The 25,586-nt window shown below is 58.7% G+C and carries 22 protein-coding genes; 16 read left to right on the forward strand and 6 right to left on the reverse strand.

Going from position 1 to position 25,586, the window contains the following annotated elements; genetic code table 11:
• Positions 1 to 68: 68 nt before the first annotated feature.
• Both putA and KMP13_RS03260 read left to right on the forward strand, forming a co-directional pair.
• Positions 69 to 3,476, forward strand: coding sequence for a bifunctional proline dehydrogenase/L-glutamate gamma-semialdehyde dehydrogenase PutA (putA, locus tag KMP13_RS03255; protein ID WP_215264121.1), 3,408 nt, complete (start codon positions 69 to 71; stop codon positions 3,474 to 3,476).
• Positions 3,477 to 3,535: 59 nt separating this feature from the next.
• Positions 3,536 to 4,315, forward strand: coding sequence for a rhomboid family intramembrane serine protease (locus tag KMP13_RS03260; RefSeq protein WP_215264122.1), 780 nt, complete (start codon positions 3,536 to 3,538; stop codon positions 4,313 to 4,315).
• 136 nt (positions 4,316 to 4,451) lie between these two features.
• Here the strand turns inward: KMP13_RS03260 and KMP13_RS03265 are convergent, their stop codons facing one another.
• Together KMP13_RS03265 and KMP13_RS03270 are read right to left on the reverse strand one after the other, a co-directional pair.
• On the reverse strand, positions 4,452 to 5,237 hold the full coding sequence (locus KMP13_RS03265; protein ID WP_215264123.1) for an inositol monophosphatase family protein: 786 nt from the start codon (positions 5,235 to 5,237) through the stop codon (positions 4,452 to 4,454).
• 109 nt (positions 5,238 to 5,346) lie between these two features.
• Positions 5,347 to 6,249, reverse strand: a complete 903-nt coding sequence (locus tag KMP13_RS03270; RefSeq protein ID WP_215264124.1) for a LysR family transcriptional regulator — start codon at positions 6,247 to 6,249, stop codon at positions 5,347 to 5,349.
• Between the two features lie 280 nt (positions 6,250 to 6,529).
• On the opposite strand from KMP13_RS03270, the gene metF reads away from it, so the two are divergent.
• Positions 6,530 to 7,399, forward strand: a complete 870-nt coding sequence (gene metF / locus KMP13_RS03275) for a methylenetetrahydrofolate reductase [NAD(P)H] (protein ID WP_215264125.1) — start codon at positions 6,530 to 6,532, stop codon at positions 7,397 to 7,399.
• A gap of 89 nt (positions 7,400 to 7,488) precedes the next feature.
• On the opposite strand, the gene KMP13_RS03280 is transcribed toward metF, so the two are convergent.
• From KMP13_RS03280 to KMP13_RS03290, 3 genes are all read right to left on the reverse strand, one after another.
• Positions 7,489 to 8,319 (reverse strand): isocitrate lyase/PEP mutase family protein, encoded by an 831-nt coding sequence (locus tag KMP13_RS03280; RefSeq protein ID WP_215264126.1) that lies wholly within the window; start codon positions 8,317 to 8,319, stop codon positions 7,489 to 7,491.
• A 60-nt stretch (positions 8,320 to 8,379) separates the two neighbouring features.
• Positions 8,380 to 9,456, reverse strand: coding sequence for a DUF2235 domain-containing protein (locus KMP13_RS03285; RefSeq protein ID WP_215264127.1), 1,077 nt, complete (start codon positions 9,454 to 9,456; stop codon positions 8,380 to 8,382).
• Between the two features lie 240 nt (positions 9,457 to 9,696).
• Positions 9,697 to 10,845, reverse strand: a complete 1,149-nt coding sequence (locus KMP13_RS03290) for a type III PLP-dependent enzyme (RefSeq protein ID WP_215264128.1) — start codon at positions 10,843 to 10,845, stop codon at positions 9,697 to 9,699.
• 105 nt (positions 10,846 to 10,950) lie between these two features.
• On the opposite strand from KMP13_RS03290, the gene KMP13_RS03295 reads away from it, so the two are divergent.
• The 13 genes from KMP13_RS03295 (at position 10,951) to KMP13_RS03355 (ending at position 24,592) form a co-directional block, all read left to right on the forward strand.
• Positions 10,951 to 11,388 carry an Lrp/AsnC family transcriptional regulator gene (locus tag KMP13_RS03295; protein WP_215264129.1) on the forward strand — a complete coding sequence of 146 codons (438 nt, stop codon included), beginning with the start codon at positions 10,951 to 10,953 and terminating at the stop codon, positions 11,386 to 11,388.
• Between the two features lie 239 nt (positions 11,389 to 11,627).
• A complete protein-coding gene (locus tag KMP13_RS03300; RefSeq protein ID WP_215264130.1) occupies positions 11,628 to 14,786 on the forward strand; it encodes a valine--tRNA ligase in 3,159 nt (1,052 codons plus the stop codon).
• A 173-nt stretch (positions 14,787 to 14,959) separates the two neighbouring features.
• A complete protein-coding gene (locus tag KMP13_RS03305) occupies positions 14,960 to 15,253 on the forward strand; it encodes a DUF1330 domain-containing protein (RefSeq protein WP_215264131.1) in 294 nt (97 codons plus the stop codon).
• A 37-nt stretch (positions 15,254 to 15,290) separates the two neighbouring features.
• Positions 15,291 to 15,752 (forward strand): TerB family tellurite resistance protein, encoded by a 462-nt coding sequence (locus tag KMP13_RS03310; protein WP_215264196.1) that lies wholly within the window; start codon positions 15,291 to 15,293, stop codon positions 15,750 to 15,752.
• Complete coding sequence (locus KMP13_RS03315; protein ID WP_251363659.1) at positions 15,749 to 16,201, forward strand: TerB family tellurite resistance protein; 453 nt, start codon at positions 15,749 to 15,751, stop codon at positions 16,199 to 16,201. The genes KMP13_RS03310 and KMP13_RS03315 overlap by 4 nt, the downstream gene beginning before the upstream one ends.
• A gap of 153 nt (positions 16,202 to 16,354) precedes the next feature.
• Positions 16,355 to 17,131 (forward strand): ABC transporter ATP-binding protein, encoded by a 777-nt coding sequence (locus tag KMP13_RS03320; protein ID WP_215264132.1) that lies wholly within the window; start codon positions 16,355 to 16,357, stop codon positions 17,129 to 17,131.
• 38 nt (positions 17,132 to 17,169) lie between these two features.
• On the forward strand, positions 17,170 to 17,880 hold the full coding sequence (locus KMP13_RS03325; RefSeq protein WP_215264133.1) for a transporter substrate-binding domain-containing protein: 711 nt from the start codon (positions 17,170 to 17,172) through the stop codon (positions 17,878 to 17,880).
• A gap of 101 nt (positions 17,881 to 17,981) precedes the next feature.
• Complete coding sequence (locus KMP13_RS03330) at positions 17,982 to 18,866, forward strand: ABC transporter permease (RefSeq protein ID WP_215264134.1); 885 nt, start codon at positions 17,982 to 17,984, stop codon at positions 18,864 to 18,866.
• A gap of 4 nt (positions 18,867 to 18,870) precedes the next feature.
• A complete protein-coding gene (locus KMP13_RS03335; protein WP_215264135.1) occupies positions 18,871 to 19,677 on the forward strand; it encodes an ABC transporter permease in 807 nt (268 codons plus the stop codon).
• 127 nt (positions 19,678 to 19,804) lie between these two features.
• Positions 19,805 to 21,124 carry a glutamine synthetase family protein gene (locus KMP13_RS03340; RefSeq protein ID WP_215264136.1) on the forward strand — a complete coding sequence of 440 codons (1,320 nt, stop codon included), beginning with the start codon at positions 19,805 to 19,807 and terminating at the stop codon, positions 21,122 to 21,124.
• 51 nt (positions 21,125 to 21,175) lie between these two features.
• On the forward strand, positions 21,176 to 21,856 hold the full coding sequence (locus tag KMP13_RS03345) for a type 1 glutamine amidotransferase (RefSeq protein WP_215264137.1): 681 nt from the start codon (positions 21,176 to 21,178) through the stop codon (positions 21,854 to 21,856).
• Positions 21,856 to 23,214 (forward strand): glutamine synthetase family protein, encoded by a 1,359-nt coding sequence (locus KMP13_RS03350; RefSeq protein ID WP_215264138.1) that lies wholly within the window; start codon positions 21,856 to 21,858, stop codon positions 23,212 to 23,214. The genes KMP13_RS03345 and KMP13_RS03350 overlap by 1 nt, the downstream gene beginning before the upstream one ends.
• Positions 23,215 to 23,383: 169 nt before the next feature.
• Complete coding sequence (locus KMP13_RS03355) at positions 23,384 to 24,592, forward strand: DegT/DnrJ/EryC1/StrS family aminotransferase (RefSeq protein WP_215264139.1); 1,209 nt, start codon at positions 23,384 to 23,386, stop codon at positions 24,590 to 24,592.
• 253 nt (positions 24,593 to 24,845) lie between these two features.
• On the opposite strand, the gene phaR is transcribed toward KMP13_RS03355, so the two are convergent.
• The gene (phaR, locus tag KMP13_RS03360; protein WP_215264140.1) at positions 24,846 to 25,406 is read right to left on the reverse strand and encodes a polyhydroxyalkanoate synthesis repressor PhaR; all 561 of its coding nucleotides are present in this window, start codon (positions 25,404 to 25,406) and stop codon (positions 24,846 to 24,848) included.
• Positions 25,407 to 25,586 lie beyond the last annotated feature (180 nt).

Raw genomic sequence — 25,586 nt, forward strand, 5'->3', positions numbered from 1 at the left:
TTAGACGAACAGACCAGCCAAAAACCAGCATACTGAATAAAATACCTATTCAATATTGGAGATCTCTCATGGCCACACAACAGCGACTGCGCGATTTGATTGATCAAGAAACCTATGCGGATCAATCCGCGAAACGCGACGCCTTGGTCGCACAAGTCGCGCTGTCCCTTGCGGATCGCGAAAGCATCGTCACCCGCGCCGCAGCATTGGTGCGCGACATCCGCGGCCACTCTACCCCCGGTCTGATGGAGGTGTTTTTGGCCGAATATGGTCTATCGACGGACGAAGGGATTGCCCTGATGTGTCTGGCCGAGGCTTTGTTGCGGGTTCCCGATGCAGACACGATTGATGCGCTGATCGAGGATAAGATCGCGCCTTCAGACTGGGGCAAACATTTGGGGCACTCCACCTCCTCTCTGGTGAATGCCTCCACCTGGGCCCTGATGTTGACGGGTCGGGTTCTGGATGAAGACGGCGCCCCCATTGGTGCGTTGCGCGGGGCCATCAAACGTCTGGGCGAGCCGGTGATCCGCACCGCTGTCAGCCGCGCGATGAAAGAAATGGGGCGTCAATTTGTATTGGGCGAAACCATTGAAAGCGCCATGAAACGCGGCAGCGCGATGGAGGCCAAGGGATATACCTACTCCTATGACATGCTAGGCGAAGCCGCCCGGACCGAAGCCGACGCCGCGCGGTATCACCTGTCCTATTCCAAAGCGATCTCGGCCATCGCCGCCGCCTGCACCAGCGCGGATATGCGTGAAAACCCCGGCATCTCGGTCAAACTTTCGGCGCTACATCCCCGCTATGAGCTGGCGCAGGAACAATCCGTCATGGAACAGCTGGTGCCGCGTCTGAAATCTCTCGCGCTCCTGGCGAAATCCGCCAACATGGGGCTGAACATCGACGCCGAAGAGGCCGACCGCCTGTCGCTCTCGCTCGAAGTGGTCGAGGCGGCGATTGCGGATCCCGCATTGGCGGGCTGGGATGGCTTTGGCATGGTGATCCAGGCCTACGGCCCCCGTGCGGGCGCGGCCATCGATGCCTTTTATGCCATGGCGCAGAAATACGACCGCAAATTCACCCTGCGTCTGGTCAAAGGCGCTTATTGGGACACCGAGGTCAAACAGGCCCAGGTCGAAGGGATCGACGGCTTCCCGGTCTTCACCTCCAAGGCGCTGACAGATGTGTCCTATATCGCCAACGCGCGCAAATTGCTGGGCATGACAGATCGGATTTATCCGCAGTTCGCCACCCACAACGCCCATACAGTCTCGGCCATTGTGCATATGGCTGCGCCGGATCAACCGTTTGAATTCCAACGCCTGCACGGCATGGGCGAGACGCTTCACCAGATGGTTCTGGACCAGAACAAAACGCGCTGCCGGATCTATGCGCCGGTGGGCGCTCATCGTGACCTTCTTGCCTATTTGGTCCGGCGCCTGTTGGAAAACGGTGCGAACTCTTCCTTTGTGAACCAGATCGTCGACGAAGATGTGCCGCCAGAAGTCGTGGTTGCCGACCCGTTTGCAGCCATCGCGGACGTCACGCCGCCGATGCCAACCGGCCCCAATCTGTTCCAGCCTGAACGCCCGAACTCCATGGGGTTTGACATGGGCCACGCGCCGACACTCGCCCGGATCGAGGCCGCGCGCGCACCTTTTGCCAACCATCAGTGGACCGTCGTGCCCCTCATGGCGGTTGAGGCCCCAGAAGGCGACACCCAAACAGTCACCAACCCGGCCGACCAATCGATCATTGGCCATGTGACAAATGTCACGCCTGAGACGGCCGAAAAAGCCGTCGCCGCCGCCGCACCTTGGACGGCGTCGCCGACTGAGCGCGCCCAAGTTTTGATGCGCGCCGCTGACCTCTATGAGGAGAACTTTGGCGAGTTCTTCGCCATTCTGGCCCGCGAAGCTGGCAAAAGCCAACAAGACGCTGTGGCCGAACTGCGCGAGGCGGTGGATTTCCTGCGCTATTACGCCGCCAACATCCCCGCCGCAGACCCCGCCGGTGTGTTCACCTGTATTTCGCCGTGGAACTTCCCGCTGGCGATCTTTACCGGCCAGATTTCAGCGGCCCTTGCAACCGGCAACGCCGTGATTGCCAAACCGGCCGATCAAACCCCGATCGTCGCCGCGCGGGCTGTGGAGCTGCTGCATCAGGCGGGCGTGCCGCGCGCTGTGCTGCAATTTACGCCCGGATCTGGCCGCAAGATCGGCGGGACCCTCACCGGCGATCCCCGCGTCAGCGGCGTCGCCTTTACCGGATCCACCGCGACCGCCCTGCGGATCCGCTCGGTGATGGCCGACAGCTGCCGCCCCGGCGCGCCGTTGATTGCCGAAACCGGAGGTCTGAATGCAATGATCGTGGACTCCACCGCCCTGCCTGAACAAGCGGTGCAATCCATCATCGAAAGCGCTTTTCAGTCGGCAGGGCAGCGCTGTTCGGCTTTGCGTTGTCTTTATGTCCAGGACGACATCGCGGATACTGTGTTGACGATGTTACAAGGCGCGATGGACTGTCTGACCATTGGCGATCCCTGGCATCTGTCGACGGACTGCGGCCCGGTGATTGACGCCGGCGCGCAGGCCTCGATCAATGCCCATATCGCGACCGCCCGCGCTGAGGGGCGCGTTCTAAAGGAACTCACTGCGCCCGATAACGGCACCTATGTCGCACCCACTTTGATTGAAATCTCGGGCATCGCCGACCTCAAAGAAGAGATCTTTGGCCCGGTTCTGCATGTCGCGCGCTTCAAGTCCCATCAGATCGACGCCGTGATCGACGCCATCAATGCTACCGGCTATGGGCTGACCTTTGGCCTGCACACACGCATCGATGACCGAGTGCAGCATGTCTGTGACCGGGTCCACGCGGGCAACATCTATGTGAACCGCAACCAGATCGGCGCAATTGTCGGCAGTCAACCCTTTGGCGGCGAAGGACTGTCTGGCACCGGCCCCAAAGCAGGCGGCCCGCTCTATATGTCGCGCTTCTGTGCGCCCGACCGCCAGGAAGGTGACGGCCACTGGTCCAGCGTCATGTCCACATTGCCGCCCTGCCCGGACACAGGCGCGGACGCGCGCACCCTCTCCCTGCCCGGCCCGACCGGTGAGTCAAACCGCCTGACCACCGCACCACGCTTGCCGCTGTTGTGTGCAGGCCCCGGACCTGACACAGCCCGCGCTCAGGCCGAGGCGGTGCGCTCGTTGGGTGGGCGCGCGATTGAAGCCACCGGAGAGGTCGACACCTCCCTCCTCAACAGCGACACACCGATTTCGGGTGTTCTGTGGTGGGGCGACGAAGGACAGGCCCGCCAGATCGAACAGACCCTGGCAGCCCGCCCCGGCCCCATCATCCCGCTGATCCCCGGCAAACCTGACCTGGCGCGTGTCATGGCAGAGCGCCATGTCTGTGTTGATACAACAGCCGCAGGCGGCAATGCCGCGCTCCTTGGCGGCCAAGGCTAAGGCGAAGATTAAACCCCTTTCCCCTTGACGCTGGGCCGCAACAGGCCCAGCGTTTTCACATGTTTCCGCTAAGAGATCACAACCCGTCCGGGCGCACGCCACATGTGACCTACGGTCTGATGGCCGCCAATATCATCGCGTTTTTCTGGTATTCTGCGAACTTCGCCGAGGGGGCAGCACTGGCGCAGTTTTATGATGCCTTTGCCGTTGTCCCGTTGGAGATCAGCCAGGGCGAGGGCTATGGAACACTTGTGACATCAATGTTCGCCCATGCTGGACTGATGCATCTGGCGGGCAATATGCTGTTCCTATGGATCTTTGGCGACAACATCGAAGACGAAATGGGGCCTGTGACCTATTTCCTGTTTTACCTGGCCTGTGGCGTCGCAGCGGCGCTGGCACAGGTGGCGGCGGACCCGCAATCCCGGATCCCCACGGTCGGCGCATCTGGCGCAATTGCCGGTGTTATGGGGGCCTACCTGCTGCTCTATCCCAAAGCCAAAGTGGACGTATTGCTGATCCTGATCATCTTCTTCCGGATCTTCTCAATCCCGGCGTTTTGGGTCCTTGGCACATGGTTTGCGCTACAGTTCTTTGGCGGCTTTACCACACGTGCCGATGATGGCGGCGTCGCCTATTGGGCGCATGCGGGCGGCTTTGTCGCCGGTCTGCTCCTCTGCCTGCCCCTTTGGACAAAACGTGGCGGCCCCCGGTTTTGGACACGCACGGACGGCCACCCGCCGCATCCGGAAACACGTTACAGCTACAGTCAAAACCGCATGCCCAAAGTCCCCCGTCGCCAGCCACCCCCGCGCAATCCCGGCTCCTGGGGCAAGTAGCCTGCGCCACTTTCATCTTTTCAAAAATACTTCCGCCGGAGGCTCCCGCCGGCGATCCACACGCACATCCCACGAAAAACGCGCCCACCTTTTGGCAGACGCGTCATGAAACGATAGTATTCGGTGATCGCGTGGATTAGCCGCGGATCGTCTTGGCAAAGGTGTCAAAGATCTGCTCGTTGCCGCAGATGATTGTGCCGCTGTCCAGGATCTTGTCTTCGGCGTCCAGAGCTTGGGCAAAACCACCAGCTTCTTTGACGATGATGATACCCGCAGCCAGATCCCATGCGTTCAAGCGACGTTCCCAGTAGCCCTCGTAACGGCCAGCCGCCACATAGGCCATGTCCAACGCGGCAGAACCCCAGCGGCGCACACCAGCACAGGCAGGTGCAATCTGCGCCAGATCCTGAATGGTTTCAGGCAGATCGCTGCGGCCACCAAACGGAATGCCGGTGGCAAAAATCGACTCGATCATACGGTGACGCGCGGACACACGGATCCGGGTGTCATTCATCCAGGCGCCTTCACCTTTTTCGGCGAAATACATCTCATCCTTGGCGGCGTCATAGATCACACCGGCAACAACCGTGCCCTTGTGTTCCAGCGCGATGGAAATCGACCAATGGGGCAGACCGTGCAGGAAGTTGGTGGTGCCATCAAGCGGATCAACAATCCAGCGACGGGTCGGATCCTGGCCTGGTTCTTCGCCACCTTCTTCGGCCAACCAGCCATAGGTCGGGCGCGCGCCCATCAACTCTTCTTTGAGGACCGCTTCGGCCGCAATATCGGCGCGGCTGACAAAGTCCCCTGCCCCTTTTGTGGAGACTTGCAGGTTTTCCACCTCGCGGAAGTCTTTCACCAGAGAACGGGCAGCCTTGCGGGCGGCCTTGATCATCACATTGAGGTTTGCGCTACCAATCATTGTACGGGCTATCCTTGGACGGGGAGATGTCGGTCAAAGCGTGCCTATACGCGCCCAAGACCCATTTGCCAAGGGGGCAGAACCTGTCAGCCCTTGCATTCCCTGCAGATCAGACCTGCAATTTGCGCGCTTCGGTTTTGGCCAGCCGGACCAGCTCCTGAACATAGGGTTTGTCTTCATCCTCGGTACGGATTGCTGCGTACAAGCGCCGGGTGATCCCGCTGCCCGTCAGCGGCCGCGTGACATAGTCGGAATTGTACTTCACCTCGCGTACAACCCAATCCGGCAGCACCGATATCCCGCGATTTGATGCCACCAACAACAAGATCACCGCTGTCAGCTCCACCTGCCGCACGGCGCTCGGTTCCACACCGGCCGGGATCAACAGCTGGCTGAACACATCAAGGCGGGTCTTATCCACCGGATAGGTGATCAGCGTCTGGCCAACAAAATCCTCCGCCTCGACAAAGGGTTTTTCTGCCAACGGGTGCTGGCTGGAGGCTACAAACACCGCCTTGTAATCAAACAGCTCAATAAAGGTCACACCGGCGATGTCTTCCGGGTCGGATGAGACGACCAGATCCACCTCTTCCTTTTGCAAGGCCGGTAGCGCATCAAAGGCAAGACCCGGACGGATGTCCACGTCCACATCGCCCCAGTTTTTGCGAAACCCCTCAAGCACCGGAAACAGCCATTCAAAACAGGCGTGGCATTCAATTGCGATATGCATGCGACCGGTATTGCCACTGCGCAGGGCAGAAAACTCGGCCTGGGTGGCCTCTACCTGTGGCAGGATCTGATTTGCCAACCGCAACAGGCGCAGCCCCGCCGCCGACAGCTTCAACGGTTTGGAACGGCGCAAGAACAGCTCAACCCCGGTTTGGTCTTCCAAGCCTTTGATCTGATGGCTCAGCGCGCTTTGCGTGATGTTCAGCTGATCCGCCGCGCGCGCCAGCCCGCCTGCTTCGTGAATCGCCTTGATGGTGCGCAAGTGGCGAAATTCGATATGCATGGGTCCTATTTCCAGATGATGTTGAACATTTTATGAGAACTGCGGCTGTTGCGCAGGGTCGACAAAATCCACGACCAGCGTAAAAACCGCCCTATTCGACGCAAAAACACGCGCGATAACAGCGTCTTGAGTGAAAATTAAACAGTCTCCTAGCGACACTGCGGCACCCATTCGCGACACAAAACTCATATCCAGCTCATGTTATTCTTGAGGATAATGAATTTGTCTCACAAAGCGGGCTGTGCAACAAGGGACGAAATCGTCAAAAGGACTTATGAAAATGAGCGCACCTGAAATCTCTTTTGAGTTCTTCCCGCCTAAATCGCTGGAAGGCTCTTTCCGTCTTTGGGATACAGTTCAGGTGCTGGCCCCCATGTCGCCGCGCTTTGTTTCTGTGACCTATGGCGCGGGCGGGACCACCCGTGAATTGACGCGCGATGCGGTGGCGACATTGCATAAATCCTCTGGCCTGAACGTGGCCGCGCATCTGACCTGTGTGAATGCATCCCGGGCCGAGACGCTGGAAATCGCCGACCAGTTTGCCGAAGCCGGCGTGAAAGAGATCGTGGCCCTGCGCGGCGATCCGCCAAAAGGTGCCGGTGCGTTCACGCCCCATGCGGACGGCTTTGCCAACTCGGTCGAATTGATCGAGGCGCTGGCAGAGGCCGGTAAATTCGATATCCGCGTTGGGGCCTATCCGGACCCGCACCCCGAGGCGCCGAATGCGCAAGCGGATGTGGAGTGGCTGAAGCGCAAGATCGACGCTGGTGCCGACGAAGCGCTGACCCAGTTCTTCTTTGAGGCTGAGACATTCTTCCGATTCCGCGACGCCTGCCAAAAGGCGGGAATCGACGGTGACAAGCTGACACCGGGTATCTTGCCGATCGAAAACTGGAAAGGCGCGCGCAATTTTGCCAAGCGCTGTGGTACCCAAATCCCGGCTTGGGTCGATGATGCTTTTACCAAAGCGGCGCGCGATGATCGCGAGGATCTGCTAGCCACCGCGATCTGCACCGAGCTGTGCTCTGAATTGCTGGACGGCGGCGTCAAGCGTCTGCACTTTTACACGCTGAACCGCCCTGAGCTGACCCGCGATGTCTGCCACGCGCTGGGTGTTCAGCCAAAAGTATCGCTGGAAAACGTCGCCTGATCCAGGCGGTCAAAAAACAACACAAAAAGCCTGCAGTCGCGGGCCTTTTTGCTTTCGATCTCCACATTGCAGGACCATATGCGCGGCAATTATCGCTGACCTGGGCGCATCAACAGGCGCACATCGGCGTCGGCGACCGCGTCGCACGCGTAACTGAATGTTCCCTGTTGTAAAACTTCATCCGCCGCGCGCATCAACGCACCCAGGGCGGCCCGTGCAAAAGATCCTCCGACGCTGACACGCGCCACGCCGACCTCCGCCAGATCTGCCACATGATGTGCCGGTCCAGACAGGCCCATCACAACATTCACCGGCCGATCCACTTCTGCACAAAGCGTACGTATGTCGTTAAGGTCAGTGAGGCCAGGAGCAAACAGGACATCCGCCCCGACTTCAGAAAAACGCTGCAAGCGGGAGATCGTATCTTTCAGATCGGAATTGCCGCACAGGAAATTTTCTGCACGTGCCGTGAGTAGAAATGAGTGATCACGCGCGGCCTCAACGGCGGCAGCGACCCGGTCGACTGCCTGGTCAATCGCATAAAGTGGCGCATCCGTATTTCCAGTTGCATCCTCAATCGATCCCCCCACCAAACCGACCTTGCATGCGGCATGAATGGTTGCAGCACAGGCGTCAGGCGTCGCACCAAACCCGTCCTCAAGATCCCCGGAGACAGGCAGATCCGTCGCAGCCACAATCTCACCTGCATTGGCCAAGATCTCTTCACGCGAAAGGGCCGCGCTGGAATCTTGTCTGCCCTTTGAAAAGGCATAACCCGCACTGGTCGTCGCCAACGCAGAAAATCCCGCGTGTGCTAATATGCGCGCAGACCCCGCGTCCCACGCATTTGCCACAACAAAAGGGTGCCCCGGAACATGGAGGTCTTGAAAGCTCTGAAACTTCTTGAGTTGATCCATCATGCCATCCTGCAGTTGCCACAGGCTAGCACAGGTACTAACTGGAACAAAACGGAAACTTTCTTATCGTGCAGAGCGGCGAAACATAGCGGCCCAATCGGTGCTCTTCTCACCGGCCAGCCCCCGGACCGAACTGTGCAGGCGTTCCTTGGCACAGGCTCCAACGTGGCGACGTCCCCGCAGAACAAAAATTTTCCCCCAGCCCCGCCACGTCCCAACCGACGGCGCGCTGGCATCCGCTGAAAACCGCATGCGCCAATCACGCGGCAGCGGCAGGTCGCAATCCTCGGCCCGTTCCAACATCCAGATCAGCGACAGATTGGCCAAAGGGCGCGCGGTCTCAAACCCGCCAAGATGCCCGCCGACATCGCCATGTGAGCCCCGGAACCAGACCTGCTCCATGTGACCCTGCCAGCCTTCGGGGCAGTCCCACAAAACCGGAGAGAACACCTGTCGCGTTTCATCCAGCGCCAGTGCCTGAAAGCCGTTTTTCACGTGATGACCCAACGCGTGGTTGTGAAAGGAATGCTGGTTCTCGGCCCAACGCCACAAGAGTGGTAGCCGTAGCCCCAGCGCCTTGACCGTGTCCCAGACGCCCACCATCTCAATCTCAACGTTATGATGGCAAAAAGCGTCGCGGAAGGATTTCGAAAACTCGGTATCACCGTCCTTGCGATAGTGGCGATAGGCGGTGCGGATATTGCGCACCGTGGCCTGTTCAGCCTTGAGCAGCCCCACCTGATCAATGACCCCAGCCAGGGAGCGCACCGCATATGCGCCACGGGAATAGCCAAACAGGTAGATCCGATCCCCGGGCCGATAGCGCGACGCCAGATAGCCATAGGCGCGCCGGATTTGCCGGTTGATCCCGCGTCCCATCATCACGTCGGGTGCGCTTTTCCAACCGTTCCACTGGATGCCGGATTCATAGAACACATTGATCCGACCGGCGTTTTCCTGACACAGACGAAACAGACGACCCGCATGAGATTCAAACCCCTCATCCAGGGTCGACATGGTTCCGTCCAGAATAATCACATGAGCTTGGGGGCCGCGTTGTTTCACTTCGGCTGAATGCTCGGACAACAAAGGCCGTCCTAGCCAGGCTAATACTTTATTCTGCAGCCGTCTGAAAACCATCCTTTACCACTTCCAATCATACCCGAAACGGGTCTGCGGCAGCGGGATCAGGATGTACGTCTCCTCAGGCCAAGCTGCCCCGCAGCCTGTATTCATAAAGTATAGCGTAAAATTCCCATTCTTCGTATCAGCTTTGCTCACGAATGCGGCAGGAGCGCGGCATTGACCTTAAATCATACGCATATGGCCCGTCTCTTTAGAATTGCGCAGAAGTCTTACGATTGCGTAACGCAGGCGTTCTTAGGCCTGCGCGTGCTTCAGAGCGAGGACCGTGATCACCTCAGACACACCATAGCCGTTAAAGGCGGTGGTCATCGCCAGTGAATAGGCGCCAAGCCCCGGAAACAGCACGAAATCGCCGATTGCGCTGTCGTTTGGCAGCGGCAGACCATCCGGTAGGCGGTCCAGACTGTCACAGGTGGGACCAAAGACCACGCGCGGCGCGGGATCTGCGGCGCGCCATGTGCCGTCAGCGGCCACAACATGCACACGTTCCGGCAGACCCATGTCGCGGATATCAACCAACCCGCCATAGATCCCGTCGTTCAAGAACACGGTCCCGCCATCCGGGCGCATCCCCTTGATCCCCGCCGACAGGGTAAAGGCCTCGGACACCATCGCGCGTCCCGGCTCGCAGATCAAGTGCGGGGCATCGTCGCCAAAGGCGCGGGTGGCGGCAGCTTCTATGGCGGCAAAGACCGCTTCAAGATCCGGCGCACCGCCCGTCCGGTGGGCTGCAAAACCGCCACCCACATTCAGGCGCCCAACGGAAACCCCGGACCGTTCAACCAGATCACGTGCCGCGTGGATATATTCCACCCAGGCCGCCGCATCCTCACACTGAGTGCCCGGATGAAAGCTGAGCGCCGGTGTCCAACCTTCGCGTGCAACGCGTTGCAACAGATCCACGGCCTCATCCGGGGAGGCTCCGAATTTACTGCCAAAATCATAGGCCGCCCCCGCCACAGGCAAGGCAAAGCGCACCGCGATCTCACATGATTTGGGCACATCACGCAATTTGTCCAATTCGCTGTGACAATCCACCGACCAGCTGTCGACCGCGTGGGCAATACCAGCCGCCACTTCCACCGCAGAACGCACCGGGTTGTTGTAGTGCATTGCAGCCGTGTCACTGGCAGCCCGCACCGCCGCCATCTCAGCCGGAGAGGCCACGTCAAACCCGCTCACCCCGGCGGCAACCAAATTGGACAGAACCGCAGGATGGGTATTCGCCTTGACCGCATAGGTCACAAGCCCGCCGAACCCTTCCAGAAACCGCTGCGCCGTCGCGTGCAACACAGAAGGCGCAAAGAACAGCACCGGGTGGTCTGGGGCAATGCGCGCTAAGTACGTCTCGGGATCACGCCAAAGCGCAGGGATATTTTGCATGGGAGGCCTCATCCTGTTTTCCCTAGGATCGCCAATCCACGCATCGATTTCACGGGCAGCTTCGCGTATAACGACGTAAAGATTCGTCAAACTGTCAGGTCAAATATGAAAATCGACGCGATTGATCAAAAACTGCTGGCGCTGCTGCGCGACAATGCCCGCCAATCGGTGACCGACCTTTCCCGCCAGTTGGATCTGGCGCGCACCACGGTGCAGGCGCGGATCGAACGGATGGAGGCCTCGGGCGCGATTGCGGGCTATACGCTGCGTGCCTCGGCTTTGATGCGTGCGCCGCTTCAGGCCACCGTCCTGATTACGGTTGAACCACGCGCCGCACCCGGCGTTCTGTCCCGGCTCAAATCTTTGCCGGGGGTGCAGATCGTTCACACAACATCTGGCCGGTTCGACCTTTTGGCGCAAGTTGAGGCGCAGACAACCCAAGAGCTGGACGAAACAATTGACCATATCGCCGGCGCCCGTGGCGTACATGCGTCCGAAAGCCTGATCCACCTGTCGACAAAACTGGACCGTCTGGGCCACTAACCGACGAAATCCGCGCGAAATTGCAATCCGTTACAAGGTTTTCTTAACCAAGTTTCGCCACCCTATCCGCCACTACCCCACCCCCCACATCAAAGCCGCCCGGTCCGGTCCAGAAGCGCTAGGCGCAGCCAGACCGGGCGCACGATCTGCCACATCTCCACAATCCCGGCTTTCCCTTTGGGTCCCATTTCGATATGGGACTGAACAACCCGAAAAAGATGTGATGCAGGACAGATTTCATGGCGATGGAAAAAGCATTTAACGCGGCCGAAGCTGAAGGTCGTTTGTTCGAAGCCTGGGAAAAGGCCGGCTGCTTCAAAGCAGGCGCAAATGCCAAGCCCGAGGCATCAACCTACTGCATCATGATCCCACCCCCAAATGTGACAGGCGTTCTGCACATGGGCCATGCGTTCAACAACACGCTGCAGGATATTCTGATCCGCTGGAAACGCATGCAGGGCTTTGACACGCTTTGGCAGCCCGGCACCGACCACGCAGGCATTGCAACCCAGATGGTTGTTGAGCGTGAGCTTGCCAAGAACCAGGAGCCCTCGCGCGCCGAACTCGGCCGTGAGAAGTTCCTGGAAAAGGTCTGGGCCTGGAAAGAACACTCTGGCGGCACCATCATCAACCAGCTCAAACGTCTGGGCTCGTCCTGTGATTTCGACCGCACCGCCTTTACCATGGCAGGGGCTGCAGGCGACACGCGCACCGGCCACGAGAATTCGTCGAACTTCCACGATGCCGTCATCAAAGTCTTTGTTGAGATGTACAACAAAGGCCTGATCTATCGCGGCAAACGTCTGGTGAACTGGGACCCGCATTTTGAAACCGCGATTTCCGACCTTGAGGTCGAGAATATCGAGGTCGCCGGCCACATGTGGCACTTCAAATACCCGCTGGCGGGTGGTGCCACTTATACCTACGTCGAAAAAGACGAAGACGGCAATGTCACGTTGGAAGAGACGCGCGACTATATCTCCATCGCGACCACCCGTCCCGAGACCATGCTGGGCGACGGCGCCGTTGCGGTGCACCCCTCGGACGAACGGTACGCGCCCATCGTCGGCAAACTGGTCGAGATCCCGGTCGGCCCCAAGGAACACCGCCGCCTGATCCCGATCATCACCGATGAATACCCGGACAAAGACTTTGGCTCTGGCGCGGTGAAAATCACCGGCGCGCATGATTTCAACGACTACCAGGTCGCCAAACGCGGCGGCATCCCGATGTACCGTCTGATGGACACCAAAGGCGCGATGCGGGCCGATGGCGCGCCCTATGCAGATGAGACCGCCAAAGCGCAGGCCCACGCCAAAGGCGCAGAATTCACCGAAGGCGAGATCGACGCCATCAACCTCGTCCCTGAAAACTTGCGCGGTCTGGACCGGTTCGAGGCGCGCAAAGCCGTTGTCGACCAGATCACCGCTGAAGGTCTTGCGGTGATGCAGACCCGAACCATAACGGTGAAGGACGAAGAAGGTAACGAAGCCGAGGTTTCACAGACCATCCCAATGGTCGAGAACAAACCGATCATGCAGCCCTTTGGCGACCGCTCCAAGGTTGTGATCGAACCAATGCTGACCGACCAATGGTTCGTGGACGCCGAGAAAGTTGTTGGCCCGGCGCTGGATGCAGTGAAAGACGGCACCGTCAAAATCCTGCCCGAGAGCGGTGAGAAGACCTATTACCACTGGCTGGAAAACATCGAGCCCTGGTGTATCTCCCGTCAGCTCTGGTGGGGCCACCAGATCCCGGTTTGGTATGGGCCCAAATTAGATGATGAACACCTCGAAAAAATCGTAGAAGAACAGCGTGCCAGCGAGACATCTGATGAAACCTATTGGTGGCGTCTAGATAATGCTATGGCATTTTGCGCTCCGAATGAAACCGCAGTCATCAATGCAGCAAAGGCATACTATGGTGACCGTTTCGAAATCAGCACTCATCAGGATTCTGGTAGTGTTGGTGCCAATCATCCCAGACTCCATACGCAGATCGATCTGAACCAGCCAGGAAGTGATCTAACCAAAGATGACAAACTGTGGGTTACACTAGTTCGCGACCCCGATGTGCTCGACACATGGTTCTCCTCCGGCCTCTGGCCCATCGGAACGCTCGGCTGGCCCGAATGGGGTGCGGACACCTCGAAATACTTCCCGACCTCGACGCTGATCACCGGGCAGGACATCCTGTTCTTCTGGGTGGCTCGCATGATGATGATGCAGCTCGCGGTCGTGGATGAGATCCCATTCGACACCGTCTACCTGCATGGCCTGGTGCGTGACGCCAAGGGCAAGAAGATGTCGAAATCTACCGGCAATGTGGTCGACCCGCTGGAGATCATTGACGAATACGGCGCCGATGCGCTGCGGTTCACCAATGCGTCGATGGCCTCCCTTGGTGGGGTGCTGAAACTCGACATGAAGCGGATCGAGGGCTATCGGAACTTTGTCACCAAACTGTGGCAGGCGTCCTCCTATGGTGACAGCCAGATCGATGCCTTTAGCGCGGAACGTGGCGCACAGCCGCCTTCGGCCACGCTGCCCCTCAACCGCTGGATCATTGGTGAAATCGCAAAGGTCCGCGAAGAGGTCGACTCCGCGTTCGAGGCCTTCCGGTTCAATGACGCGGCCAACGGGCTCTATGCGTTCTTCTGGAACACTTTCTGCGCGCGCTACCTGGAGTTTACCAAGCCGATCTTTTTTGGCGATGACCAAGCCGCCAAGGATGAGACACAGGCCGTTTACGCTTGGGCCATCGACCAGGCGCTGATCCTGATGCATCCGATCATGCCCTTTGTCACCGAAGAGATCTGGAACGTGACCGAGGGACGCGGGTTTGAAACTGGCGAGGCCGCCAAAATGCTCGCCCATGCAGACTGGCCCACCTACACCGCTGCCGATCTGGTGGATACAGAGGCCGAAGCGGAGATGAGCTGGGTGATCGCGGTCATCGACAATGTGCGCTCAGCGCGGGCCGAAGTGAACGTGCCGGCCGGATCCAAAGTGCCGATGGTAGTGACGCAGATCGACGCCCAGGGTCAGGCCTATTGGGATCGCAACGAGGCGCTGATCAAACGCTTTGCCCGCATCGACAGTCTGACGGCCGTGGATGAAACGCCAAAAGGCTGTATCGCGATCGCAGCCCCCGGCGCGTCCTTTGGGCTGCCGCTTGCGGACATCATCGACGTGGCCAAAGAAAAAGCCCGGCTTGAGAAAAACCTCGGCAAGCTCGCCAAAGAACTGGGTGGTCTGCGTGGACGGTTGAAAAACCCGAAATTCGCAGCCTCTGCCCCACCCGAAGTGGTCGCCGAGGCCCGCGAAAACCTGGCCGCCCGCGAAGAGGAAGAGGCCAAGATTTCCGAAGCACTGGCGCGCATCTCCGAAATCGCCTGATTTCGCGTGACAACATCATGAAAACGCCTGCCCCATAGGGTGGGTGTTTTTACTCTCATTTTCCGTCGCGCTGCCCCCCCCCCGTAAATCTGCGGGGAAAAAAGCCTACATTCTTATCATTGCCTTTGTCCGCATTCTGGGCCAGCCTGCATTTCACAAAGGAGAGAGCTCAAATGCCAAAAGGGTACTGGATCGCCCATGTGGACGTCGACGATATGGAGCGCTACAAATCCTATGTCGCCGCAAATGCCGCCCCTTTTGCTGAGTATGGCGCGCGTTTTCTCGTGCGTGGCGGGCAAAAAGAAGTCCGCGAAGGCCACATGCGCAGCCGCTCGGTTGTGATTGAATTCAAAGACTACGAGACCGCCAAAGCCTGTTACGACTCGGTGTCTTATCAAGACGCCAAGGCCTTGCGCGATCCGGTTTCGACCGGTGACATGGAAATCATCGAAGGGTACGACGGCTGACCGCAGCCGCTGACATGAGGGCGCATAACCCATGCCAATGTTGAAAAAACTGTTCCAGGCCTTCCGACCCGAAGCCCAGACCGACTTGCCGGACCCAGACGCGGAACTCGCGCTTGGGGCGTTGCTGGTGCGGGTGGCCCAGGGTGATCGCGCCTATCAGGTGGAAGAGATCAGCCTGATCGACCGTATTCTGGCGCGTCTGTATCAACACAACGCGATCGAGGCCGCCAAGGTCCGCGCGACCTGTGAAAAGCTGCACACCGCTGCGCCAGACACCGACACCTTTGGCCGCCTGATCCGCGAGACAACCGGATTGGAAGACCGGCTATCGGCGCTGGATGCCCTGTGGGAGGTGGTTCTGGCCGACGGGATTGAGCGCAAAGGCGAAGTTGAGATTGTAAATGACGCTTGCCAGGCCATGGGCCTATCGATCAAGGACAACACCCGCGCTCGTGCCCGCGCACGGGCAAAACTATTTCCGGAAGACGTTTTACAATGATATTTCGCGACCTCTTGAATGTGCTTCTTGACCCTGCGCCGCAACCGCTCAGCGATGGTGACGCACGTATGGCGCTGACCGCGCTGTTGGTACGGATTGCGCGCGCCGATCACAATTATGCCGAGGTCGAGAAGGACCGGATCGACCGGATCAATATGGCGCGCTACGGCCTCGATATTGGTGGCGCGATCATCCTGCGCGAACAGGCCGAAGGGTTGGAGGCTGAGGCCCCTGATACCGTGCGTTTCACCCGCGCCATCAAAGAGGCCGTGGCGCTGGACAACAGAATCGCTGTGATCGAGTCCATGTGGCAGGTCGCCCTTGCGGATGGCGAACGTGACGCCCAAGAAGACGCATTGATGCGGATGGCGGCGAACCTTTTGGGGATCAACGACGTTCAAAGCGCCGCCGCCCGTCAACGGGTCGAAAAAACCACAAACGGCGGTTGAGTGCGCCGATTTTTTCGCCTCACCTTTTATCGATCAGACCAATTATGCCGACAATTTGCATAGAAGGTGGGATCTGCCGCCGGTTTGCCAGTTGCCATTGCCGACATTTTTTGTCCAATTAGTCCGATCAGCATTGAAATGGACTGACTGACCTTGACCGACACATCTTCTGTTCTTGAAATCCGCGGCCTCCACAAATCTTACGGCGAGTTGGAGGTGATCAAGGGCGTCGATGTCAGCGCCAAACGCGGCGATGTGATTTCCCTCATTGGCTCCTCCGGGTCTGGCAAATCCACCCTGCTGCGGTGCTGCAATCTGTTGGAAGACAGCCAACAGGGCGACATCCTATTCAAGGGCGAAGCGATCAAGTGGAACGGCAGCGACCACAACCGCCGCCCCGGTGATGCCAAACAGATCATCCGCATTCGCACCAATCTGTCGATGGTGTTTCAGCAGTTCAACCTGTGGTCCCATATGACCATTTTGGAAAATGTCATGGAGGCCCCGGTGACCGTGTTGGGCCGCGACCGCGACGAGGTGGAAACCAAAGCTCGCCAGTATTTGGACAAGGTTGGCATCGGCGACAAATGCGACGTCTACCCGGCGCAGCTGTCCGGTGGCCAACAGCAACGCGCCGCCATCGCGCGGGCCCTGTGTATGGAGCCCGAGGCGCTGCTGTTTGACGAACCCACATCTGCGCTGGACCCGGAACTGGAACAAGAAGTGATCCAGGTCATCAAAGATCTCGCCGCAGAAGGCCGCACCATGTTGATCGTGACTCACGACATGGACATGGCGGCAGAGATCTCAACCCATGTGATATTCTTGCATAAAGGTTTGATCGAGGAGGAAGGCTCCCCGGATCAGGTCTTTGCAAACACCCAATCTGATCGGCTGCGCAGCTTCTTAAAATCGACGCGCCACGGATAAGACCAATAAACGACAACAAACTATCGGGAGAAACATTCATGAAATCATTGATTTTGGGAACTGCCATTGCCGCATTTACCGGCACATTGGCCTTTGCCGAAACCACCGTGCGTCTGGGCACCGAAGGGGCCTATGCGCCTTGGAACTTCCTCAACGATGCTGGCGAAGTAGATGGGTTCGAGCGCGAGCTAGGCGATGAGCTGTGCACACGCGCAGAACTCACCTGCGAGTGGGTCACCAACGAATGGGATTCGATCATCCCCAACCTGACCTCCGGCAACTATGACGCCATCATCGCGGGCATGTCGATCACCGACGAACGCGATGAGGTCATCGACTTCACCCAGCCTTACACTCCGCCAGATCCCTCGGCCTATGTTGCGCTGTCTACAGATGTTGACCTGGCCAGCGGTGTGATCGCTGCGCAAGCGACCACCATCCAGGCGGCCTTCATCGCGGACCAGGGCTGGACCGTCATTGAATTCGCAACCCCCGAAGAGACCGTAGCAGCCGTGCGCAACGGCGAAGCAGATGCGGTTCTAGCCGACAAAAGCTTCCTCGACACCGTTGTGGATGACCAGCTGGTGATGCTGGAACGCTCCGAGGCCATCGGTGGCGGCGTTGGTCTGGGCCTGCGCGAATCTGACACGGAACTGCGCGACAAGTTCGACGCTGCCATCCAGTCGATGAAAGACGACGGCACGCTGAACACAATGATCGCCAAATGGGAAGTTGCCTCCCAGTGGTAATCTGATCCTTTCCGGATCCCGCAGGCCCGCCAATTGCGCGCGGGCCTGCCTCATTCTCTCCCGCGCCCCACCTGGGCATGATCAGAGAAGACAGGTTTTATATGTTTTCCTACTGCACGGACCCATCAACGCTTGAAGGGTTGTCTTGGCTCAGCTGCTATCTGAGCACCGGCAAACACATGGCGTTTTACGCCTCCTTCGGCACCGTCCTTTTGCTTTTGGCGATCACCGCCCCGACCGCCTTGTTGTTCGGCCTTGGTGGCGCTGTGGCAGCACGCGCCTCTTTTGCGCCGCTCAGCTGGTTTGGGCGCGGCTATATCGCCATTGTGCGCGGCGTGCCGGACATCGCATTCTTTTTGTTCTTTGTGATCGCGCTGGATCAGGGCATCGAATGGCTGCGTCACAAGGTCAAATGCCCCGACTGGTCCGAACCCATCCGCCAGGGCAGCGACTTTCTGGTCTGCGATATCGCCAAAATGCCGCTCAGCGCCTCACCGCAATGGGTGCATGAGATCTATGGCTTCTGGCTCGCGATTTTGACTTTTGCCATCGTGTTTGGCGCCTTTGCGGCCAATGTAATTTATGGTGCGATGCAGGCGGTTCCACGCGCGCAGTTGGAAACCGCCGCCGCCTATGGTTTGAACCCACGCCAGACCTTTCGCCGGATCCTGTTGCCTCAGATGTGGAGTTTTGCGCTGCCGGGCCTGTCGAACCTTTGGATGGTTTTGATCAAAGCCACGCCGCTGCTGTTCCTGCTGGGCGTCGAAGACATCGTCTATTGGGCTCGTGAATTGGGCGGCACCAAGAACGCGCGTTTCACCGACTACCCCCATGGCGATTGGCGCATGTGGTATTTCCTGGCGCTTCTGGTCTTCTACCTTGGCTTCACCAAAGTCTCGGAAATGGTTCTGTCGCGGATCACGGTCCGCCTGTCGCGCGGACAGGCCACAGTTGCAGGCGAAGCCCTGCGCAAAGCGAAGGGGTGATCACATGAACTGTCTTGAGACCATCCAGGCCTATGCCTTCCGCTCCATCGGGTTTGGCGAACGCCTCCTGCCCCGCAGCGATTTTACCTTGTGCGATCAATTCACGCTGATCGGCTCGGGCATGTTGTGGAACATCTATTTCGGAGCCATCGCCCTCGTGTTTGGCTTTGTCTTTGCAACCGCATTGGCGCTGGCCAAGAACAGCCCCTTCCGGGGCCTGCGCAAACCAGCCGAGTGGTTCATCTTCCTGTTCCGAGGCTCGCCGCTGTTTATCCAGTTCTTCTTTGCATACTTCCTGTTTTTGAACCTCAAAGCACTGTCGCCGCTGTTTGATTCCTTCACCGCAGCCGCCGTAGGTGCGTTGATTGTGCTGTTCCTCAACACCTCAGCCTATTCGGCAGAGATCTTTTACGGCGCGCTGCGCTCGGTGCCCAAAAACGATATCGAGGCGGCAGACGCCTATGGGCTGACCGGCATGGCCAAGTTCCGCCGCATCGTCTGGCCGACCATGATGCGACTGGCCTGGCCGTCCTACACGAACGAGGCGATCTTTCTCTTTCACGCCACAACGCTTGTGTTCTTTTCGGGCTTTCCCTCGTGGAAACAACAGGGCGATGCGCTCTATTATGCGAGCTATTTTGCGGACAAGACCTTTAACCCCTTTGTCCCGTACCCGATCCTCGCCTTCTATTTCATCCTGCTGACACTGTGCGTCATCTCTCTGTTTGGCATGGTGAACCGCAGGCTGAACAGACATGTCTCCCAAACCCAACGAAAGCGAATGCGCATCAGGATGAACCTGATCCGATGACCCAAAACCCAACGGCTCCCCTTGCGGGAGCCGTTTTCACATGCAGATGCGAAATATTTTGATCAAATTTCCTTGTCCTTCCCCCGTGACCTCCGCTAGGCTGCGGTCAACGAACAAAGGTTAGCCCATGGATATCAGCAGTTTTTCCACCATTCGCCTTGGCTGTGTCGATCTGAACGGGATCTGGCGCGGCAAACGTCTGGCCAGCGCCCAGGCCGGAAAGCTGGACGCGGGCGGCGTGCGCATGCCTTTGTCCGCGCTCAACGTTGATATCTTTGGCTGCGACATCGAAGACAGCCCGCTGGTTTTCGAAAGCGGCGATGCAGACGGCATGTTGCTGCCCACTGACCGCGGCGCTGTGCCGATGCCCTGGCTGGGCGCGCCGACCGCGTTGGTGCCGATGATGACCTACCGCGACGATGGCACACCGTTCCTGGGCGATCCGCGTCAGGCGCTGGTGCATGTCCTGGACCGTTACGCCGCAAAGGGATGGCAGGTCGTGGCCGGCACCGAGATGGAGTTCTGCCTGATCGACGACAGCGGTGACCAGCCCAAGCCACCCGCAAACCCAATCACCGGTCGCACCCTCGCCCATCAGGAAGTGCTGTCGCTGGCTGAACTTGATGCCTTTGATGCGTTTTTCACTGACCTTTATGACGGATGTGATGCGATGGGAATCCCGGCGCAGGCTGCGATTTCGGAATCGGGCCTGGGCCAGTTTGAGGTAAACCTCAATCATCAGAGCGCCTTGCGCGCCGCAGATGACGCGGTTCTGTTCAAAACTTTGATCCGTGGCATTGCCCGTAAACACGGGTTTGCCGCCAGTTTCATGGCCAAACCCTATGGGGACGAGGCCGGAAATGGCCTGCATGTGCATTTCTCGGTGGTGGATCAGGACGGGCAAAACGTCTTTGACAATGGCGCCGACGACGGCGCCGATCTGCTGCAACAGGCCGTAGCCGGCTGTCTGGCCGCGATGCCTGCCAGCACCCTGCTGCTCGCGCCGCATGGCAATTCCTATGACCGTCTGGTGCCCGGAGCCCATGCGCCCACGGCCGCGTTGTGGGGCTATGAAAACCGCACTGCCGCGCTGCGCATTCCCGGCGGCTCGCCCAAGGCACGCCGGATCGAACACCGCACCGCCGGTGGCGACATCAACCCCTATCTGATGCTGGCAACCGTGTTTGGAGCCGCATTGGTTGGGATCGAAGATCAGATGCAGCCCCCCGCCCCCATCACAGGCGACGCCTATCAGGTCAGCGATGCACCGCAGCTGGCCCCCGATTGGGAAACCGCGATAACCTGGCTAGAGCAAGACCCGATGATGGCGCGCATTCTCCCGGCTGAGACCATTCGCAATCTGGTCATGACAAAACGTCAGGAGCTGCGCAGCTTTGCGGCCCTTGACCCCAAGTCCCATTGGCAGGTGCTTCTGGAAGCCGTATGAAACGGATCAGAGGCACACGCCACCCTGCAATTTGATCATATTTGGTGACCCATGAAGATCGGCATCCTGCAAACCGGCCACTCCCCGGATGAGATGAAGCACAGCCACGGCAATTACGACGAGATGTTTTTCCGTCTGCTCGATGGCAATGGTTTCACGTTTGAGACCTTCTCAGTTGTGGATGGTGTCTTCCCCAGCGGCTTGGATGCGGCTGAGGGCTGGTTGATTACCGGCTCCAAACACGGCGTCTATGAAGATCACGCCTGGATCCCACCACTGGAAGATCTGATCCGCGCGATCCACAACGCGGGCCTGCCGCTGGTTGGTGTCTGTTTCGGCCATCAGATCATCGCCCAGGCAATGGGTGGCAAGGTCGAGAAATTCGCTGGCGGCTGGGCCGTCGGGCGCACCACGTATGAGCTGGACGGCGAACGCGTTGCCCTAAACGCTTGGCATCAGGATCAAGTGGTCGAACCGCCCTCCGGTGCAGAAGTGATCGGCCAAAACGCCTTTTGTCAAAATGCGATGTTGGCCTATGGCGACAAGATCTGGACGGTTCAACCGCATCCCGAATTCGACGCTTCTTTTATCGACGGTCTCATCCAATATCGCGGCAGCGGGGTCGTCCCGGATGACCAGCTGGCCCAAGCCCATGAAGATCTGAACGCCCCCGTCAACAACAGTGATATGGCGCAACGCATCGCCGCCTTTTTCAAACAAGTGAGGTCCTAATGGCCGATTGGTACAAAGACGTCCCTCAGGCGGCGATTGATTATCTGGGCGAGCATCGCCTGGATGAGGTGGAGTGTATCATCTCGGACCTGCCCGGCATCGCGCGCGGCAAGGCGGTGCCCGCCTCCAAATTCGCACGTCAGGAATATTTCCACCTGCCCGACAGCATCTTTTATCAAACGGTGACCGGCGATTGGGCCGATGCCGCAGATGAGGACGGCTGGATCGAAAAAGACATGACCCTGCGTCCGGATTTCTCCACCGTATCAGCCGCGCCCTGGACTGGTGATTGGACGTTGCAGGTCATCCATGACGCCTATGACCGTGACGGCGCGCCGATCCCCTATTCGCCGCGCAACGTGTTGAAACGGGTGGTCGACCTGTATCGCGCCAAAGGCTGGGAACCCGTCGTGGCGCCTGAGATGGAATTCTATCTGGTCGCCCGCAACACGGATCCCGGTCAGGAAATCAAGCCGATGATGGGCCGCTCGGGCCGACCCGCCGCCGCTCGCCAGGCCTATTCCATGACAGCCGTGGATGAATTTGGCCCGGTGATCGACGACATCTATGATTTTGCCGAGCACCAAGGCTTCGAGATCGACGGCATCACCCAGGAAGGCGGCGCGGGCCAGCTGGAGATCAACCTGCGCCACGGCGATCCGGTCAAACTGGCGGATGAGGTTTTCTACTTCAAACGCCTGATCCGCGAGGCCGCACTGCGCCACAATTGCTTTGCCACCTTTATGGCGAAACCGATTGCGGACGAACCCGGCTCGGCCATGCATATCCACCACTCGATCATTGATCGGGAAACCGGTGAGAATATCTTTTCTGGCCCCCAGGGCGGTGAGACGGATGCGTTTTATCACTTCATCGCCGGGCTCCAAAACCACCTGCCCGCAGGTCTTGCGGTGATGGCGCCCTATGTGAACTCCTATCGCCGCTATGTGAAAGAACACGCAGCCCCCATCAATCTCGAATGGGCTCGGGACAATCGCACCACCGGCATTCGTATTCCCCTGTCCGGGCCTGCCGCGCGTCGGGTGGAAAACCGCATTGCCGGCATGGATTGCAATCCCTACCTAGGCATCGCGCTCTCGCTGGCCTGTGGCTATCTTGGCCTCATCAAAGAAGAGCGCCCGCGCCGCCAGTTCAAAGGCAACGCCTACGAAGGGGATGGCGACATTCCCCAGGTCATGGGCCAGGCGCTCGATCTTTTTGATGAGGCGACCGAACTGCACGAGATCCTGGGCGCCGATTTCGCCCGCGTCTATTCGATCGTCAAACGCACCGAATATGATGAATTCCTACAGGTGATCTCACCCTGGGAACGCGAGCACCTCCTGCTCAACGTGTGATTCACCCCGATTTGCGCTGAATTCAATCACCCGTCGCTGCAAAGCGGCGGGTGATTTCGCAACACAGCCACAAAATATCGCCAATTTCGCACCTGTTCGGCGGCTTTGTCTTGGAATGTTTACCTGATTGTTTTACGTTTTTGAAAGTCTGAATTCAGGATTTTGAAATATGCAGCAGATTCCAAACGTTCACGAAGCTGAGCCCATCCCCGAAGCCGCCCGCGCCGAGATTGACGCGCTGCTGCAGTCGGGTGACCTGTTCCGCTACACCGCGCCGGAAAACGCCCCTGTGACCTTGTTGGAGCAGGAATTTGCCAAGCTTCTGGGCACCAAATACGCGCTGGCCGTCTCATCCTGCTCGGCCGCACTGTTTCTGTCGCTCAAGGCGCTTGGCCTGCCGCGCGACGCCCGGGTGCTGATCCCGGGCTTCACCTTTGCCGCCGTGCCCTCAGCCGTGGTCCACGCCGACTGCATTCCGGTTCTGTGCGAAGTGGGTGAAAACTATCGCATCGACATGGCGGATTTCGAGGCCAAGCTGGCCCAGGGCATCCAAGCCGTGATCATCAGCCACATGCGCGGTCATACATCAGATATGGATGCGATCCTGTCGCTGTGTGAGGCGCGTGATATTCCAGTGGTTGAGGACGCAGCCCATTCGCTTGGCACCACCTGGCACGGACGCAATATCGGTACCATCGGCCAGGTCGGCTGTTTCTCGTTTCAAAGCTACAAGATGATCAACGCAGGCGAAGGCGGCATTCTGGTCACCGATGATGCAGACCTTGTGGCGCGGGCGGTGATCATGTCCGGTGCCTATGAGCACAATTGGAAGAAACACAAAGGTCCCGAGGGACAAAACGATCCGGAACTGGCCGAGGCCTTTGCCAAATGGCAAAATCAACTGCCCCTGTATAACCTGCGCATGTCCAACCTGTCGGCGGTAGTGATCCGCCCGCAAATCCCAGAACTGGCACGCCGGGTGACCGATGGGCTGGCCAATCACGATTATGTGGCTGCGCAGCTGAACGCCCACCCGCATTTCCACGTGCCCGCGCCGCTGGCGCCAGAACGCCGCGCGCCGGATTCGATCCAGTTCAATCTGGTCGATCTGTCAGATGCCCAGATCCAGGCCTTCTCAAACGCCTCCGCCGCACGCGGGGTCAAGGTTCAGATCTTTGGCCGCTCAACCGACAACGCGCGGGCCTTCTGGAATTGGCAGTTTATAGGAGAGGTGCCCGAACTTCCGCAAACCCGCGCGATGTTGATGAACGCCTGCGACGTCCGCCTGCCCGTGCTCCTGACGCGAGACGAGCTTGACGTGATCCTCTCGGTCCTGACCGGTGCGATGTCGTACACCCTTGCCAAAGAAGCCGCCTGACAATCTAGACGCAACCGCGCCGCGCGCCAGTGCGGCGCTTGGCCCAACTGTGTGGTTGGATCTGTGATTCAAACAAAACAGGCGGGAGCTCCCGCCCCTTTGACATGGCAGTAAACTGCCACGCAAAGCGTTGGGCGTGGCAGCGGGCTGGCGCCCGCTGCGGTCGCGCAAAACGAAACCAGGCCAAACCAAAAAGGCCGCTCTCCTCCGGAACGGCCTTTTATTGTCGGAGCAGTCGCAGTGCTTTAGCCTGCTACTTCAGTTTGGACAATTTTTCCTGCAACTCCGCCAGCTGTTGTTTGATGGTGTCCAGGTCATCTTCTTCATCCGTTGCACCACCTTCACGCTCTGGACTGCCGCCGCCGGTCCATCCGCTGGAAAACCCGCCAGTCATCGCTTTCAAAAACGCTTCCTGCTGCGCCTTCATGGCTTCAAAGCCGGGCATCTGCGCCATCGGGTTCATAGCCGTCATGTTCTCGACCATCTTCTCCTGGCTCTCGCGCAGCATATCAAACGAAGACTGCAGGAAATGCGGCATCACGCCACCACCGGGCACCATATAGCTGCGCACCAGATCGTTCAGCACATTGACAGGCAGCACATTCTCTCCGCGGCTTTCGTGCTCCGCTATAATCTGCAACAGATATTGCCGCGTCAGGTCATCTCCTGACTTCAGGTCGACAATCTGGACCTCCCGACCTTCGCGAATAAAGCCCGCTATATCTTCCAAAGTGACGTAGTCACTGGTCTCCGTATTATAGAGCCTGCGACTGGCATAGCGTTTAATTAGCAAGGGTTTGTCCTGATCCGCCATATTTTCCCTCTCAAGACCATGATGCGATGCAGAAAATCCTATGCGAGCGCAGCACAAAAAGAAAGCTTTCCTTGCGCTTAGGACAAATGGCTGTCGCCGCACACCCGGCGCAACCAGAAAAATTGCGCTTGACCTAAACCAAGGTTCAGGTCCTATCCAAGGATCCGCAGCGTTTCTGAA

The sequence above is a fragment of the Epibacterium ulvae genome, assembly GCF_018678075.1.
In the GTDB taxonomy this organism is placed as follows: Bacteria; Pseudomonadota; Alphaproteobacteria; order Rhodobacterales; family Rhodobacteraceae; genus Epibacterium; species Epibacterium ulvae_A.

Excerpts from the sequence above, each read along its gene's own strand:
- metF (WP_215264125.1), top strand. The coding sequence starts at position 6,530 with ATGAGCGCACCTGAAATCTCTTTTGAGTTCTTCCCGCCTAAATCGCTG.
- KMP13_RS03300 (WP_215264130.1), top strand. The coding sequence starts at position 11,628 with ATGGCGATGGAAAAAGCATTTAACGCGGCCGAAGCTGAAGGTCGTTTG.
- KMP13_RS03280 (WP_215264126.1), bottom strand. The coding sequence starts at position 8,319 with ATGATGGATCAACTCAAGAAGTTTCAGAGCTTTCAAGACCTCCATGTT.
- KMP13_RS03310 (WP_215264196.1), top strand. The coding sequence starts at position 15,291 with ATGTTGAAAAAACTGTTCCAGGCCTTCCGACCCGAAGCCCAGACCGAC.
- KMP13_RS03260 (WP_215264122.1), top strand. The coding sequence starts at position 3,536 with ATGTTTCCGCTAAGAGATCACAACCCGTCCGGGCGCACGCCACATGTG.
- KMP13_RS03355 (WP_215264139.1), top strand. The coding sequence starts at position 23,384 with ATGCAGCAGATTCCAAACGTTCACGAAGCTGAGCCCATCCCCGAAGCC.
- KMP13_RS03335 (WP_215264135.1), top strand. The coding sequence starts at position 18,871 with ATGAACTGTCTTGAGACCATCCAGGCCTATGCCTTCCGCTCCATCGGG.
- KMP13_RS03290 (WP_215264128.1), bottom strand. The coding sequence starts at position 10,845 with ATGCAAAATATCCCTGCGCTTTGGCGTGATCCCGAGACGTACTTAGCG.
- putA (WP_215264121.1), top strand. The coding sequence starts at position 69 with ATGGCCACACAACAGCGACTGCGCGATTTGATTGATCAAGAAACCTAT.
- KMP13_RS03340 (WP_215264136.1), top strand. The coding sequence starts at position 19,805 with ATGGATATCAGCAGTTTTTCCACCATTCGCCTTGGCTGTGTCGATCTG.
- KMP13_RS03285 (WP_215264127.1), bottom strand. The coding sequence starts at position 9,456 with ATGGTTTTCAGACGGCTGCAGAATAAAGTATTAGCCTGGCTAGGACGG.
- KMP13_RS03270 (WP_215264124.1), bottom strand. The coding sequence starts at position 6,249 with ATGCATATCGAATTTCGCCACTTGCGCACCATCAAGGCGATTCACGAA.
- KMP13_RS03330 (WP_215264134.1), top strand. The coding sequence starts at position 17,982 with ATGTTTTCCTACTGCACGGACCCATCAACGCTTGAAGGGTTGTCTTGG.
- KMP13_RS03295 (WP_215264129.1), top strand. The coding sequence starts at position 10,951 with ATGAAAATCGACGCGATTGATCAAAAACTGCTGGCGCTGCTGCGCGAC.
- phaR (WP_215264140.1), bottom strand. The coding sequence starts at position 25,406 with ATGGCGGATCAGGACAAACCCTTGCTAATTAAACGCTATGCCAGTCGC.
- KMP13_RS03305 (WP_215264131.1), top strand. The coding sequence starts at position 14,960 with ATGCCAAAAGGGTACTGGATCGCCCATGTGGACGTCGACGATATGGAG.
- KMP13_RS03345 (WP_215264137.1), top strand. The coding sequence starts at position 21,176 with ATGAAGATCGGCATCCTGCAAACCGGCCACTCCCCGGATGAGATGAAG.
- KMP13_RS03315 (WP_251363659.1), top strand. The coding sequence starts at position 15,749 with ATGATATTTCGCGACCTCTTGAATGTGCTTCTTGACCCTGCGCCGCAA.
- KMP13_RS03350 (WP_215264138.1), top strand. The coding sequence starts at position 21,856 with ATGGCCGATTGGTACAAAGACGTCCCTCAGGCGGCGATTGATTATCTG.
- KMP13_RS03265 (WP_215264123.1), bottom strand. The coding sequence starts at position 5,237 with ATGATTGGTAGCGCAAACCTCAATGTGATGATCAAGGCCGCCCGCAAG.
- KMP13_RS03325 (WP_215264133.1), top strand. The coding sequence starts at position 17,170 with ATGAAATCATTGATTTTGGGAACTGCCATTGCCGCATTTACCGGCACA.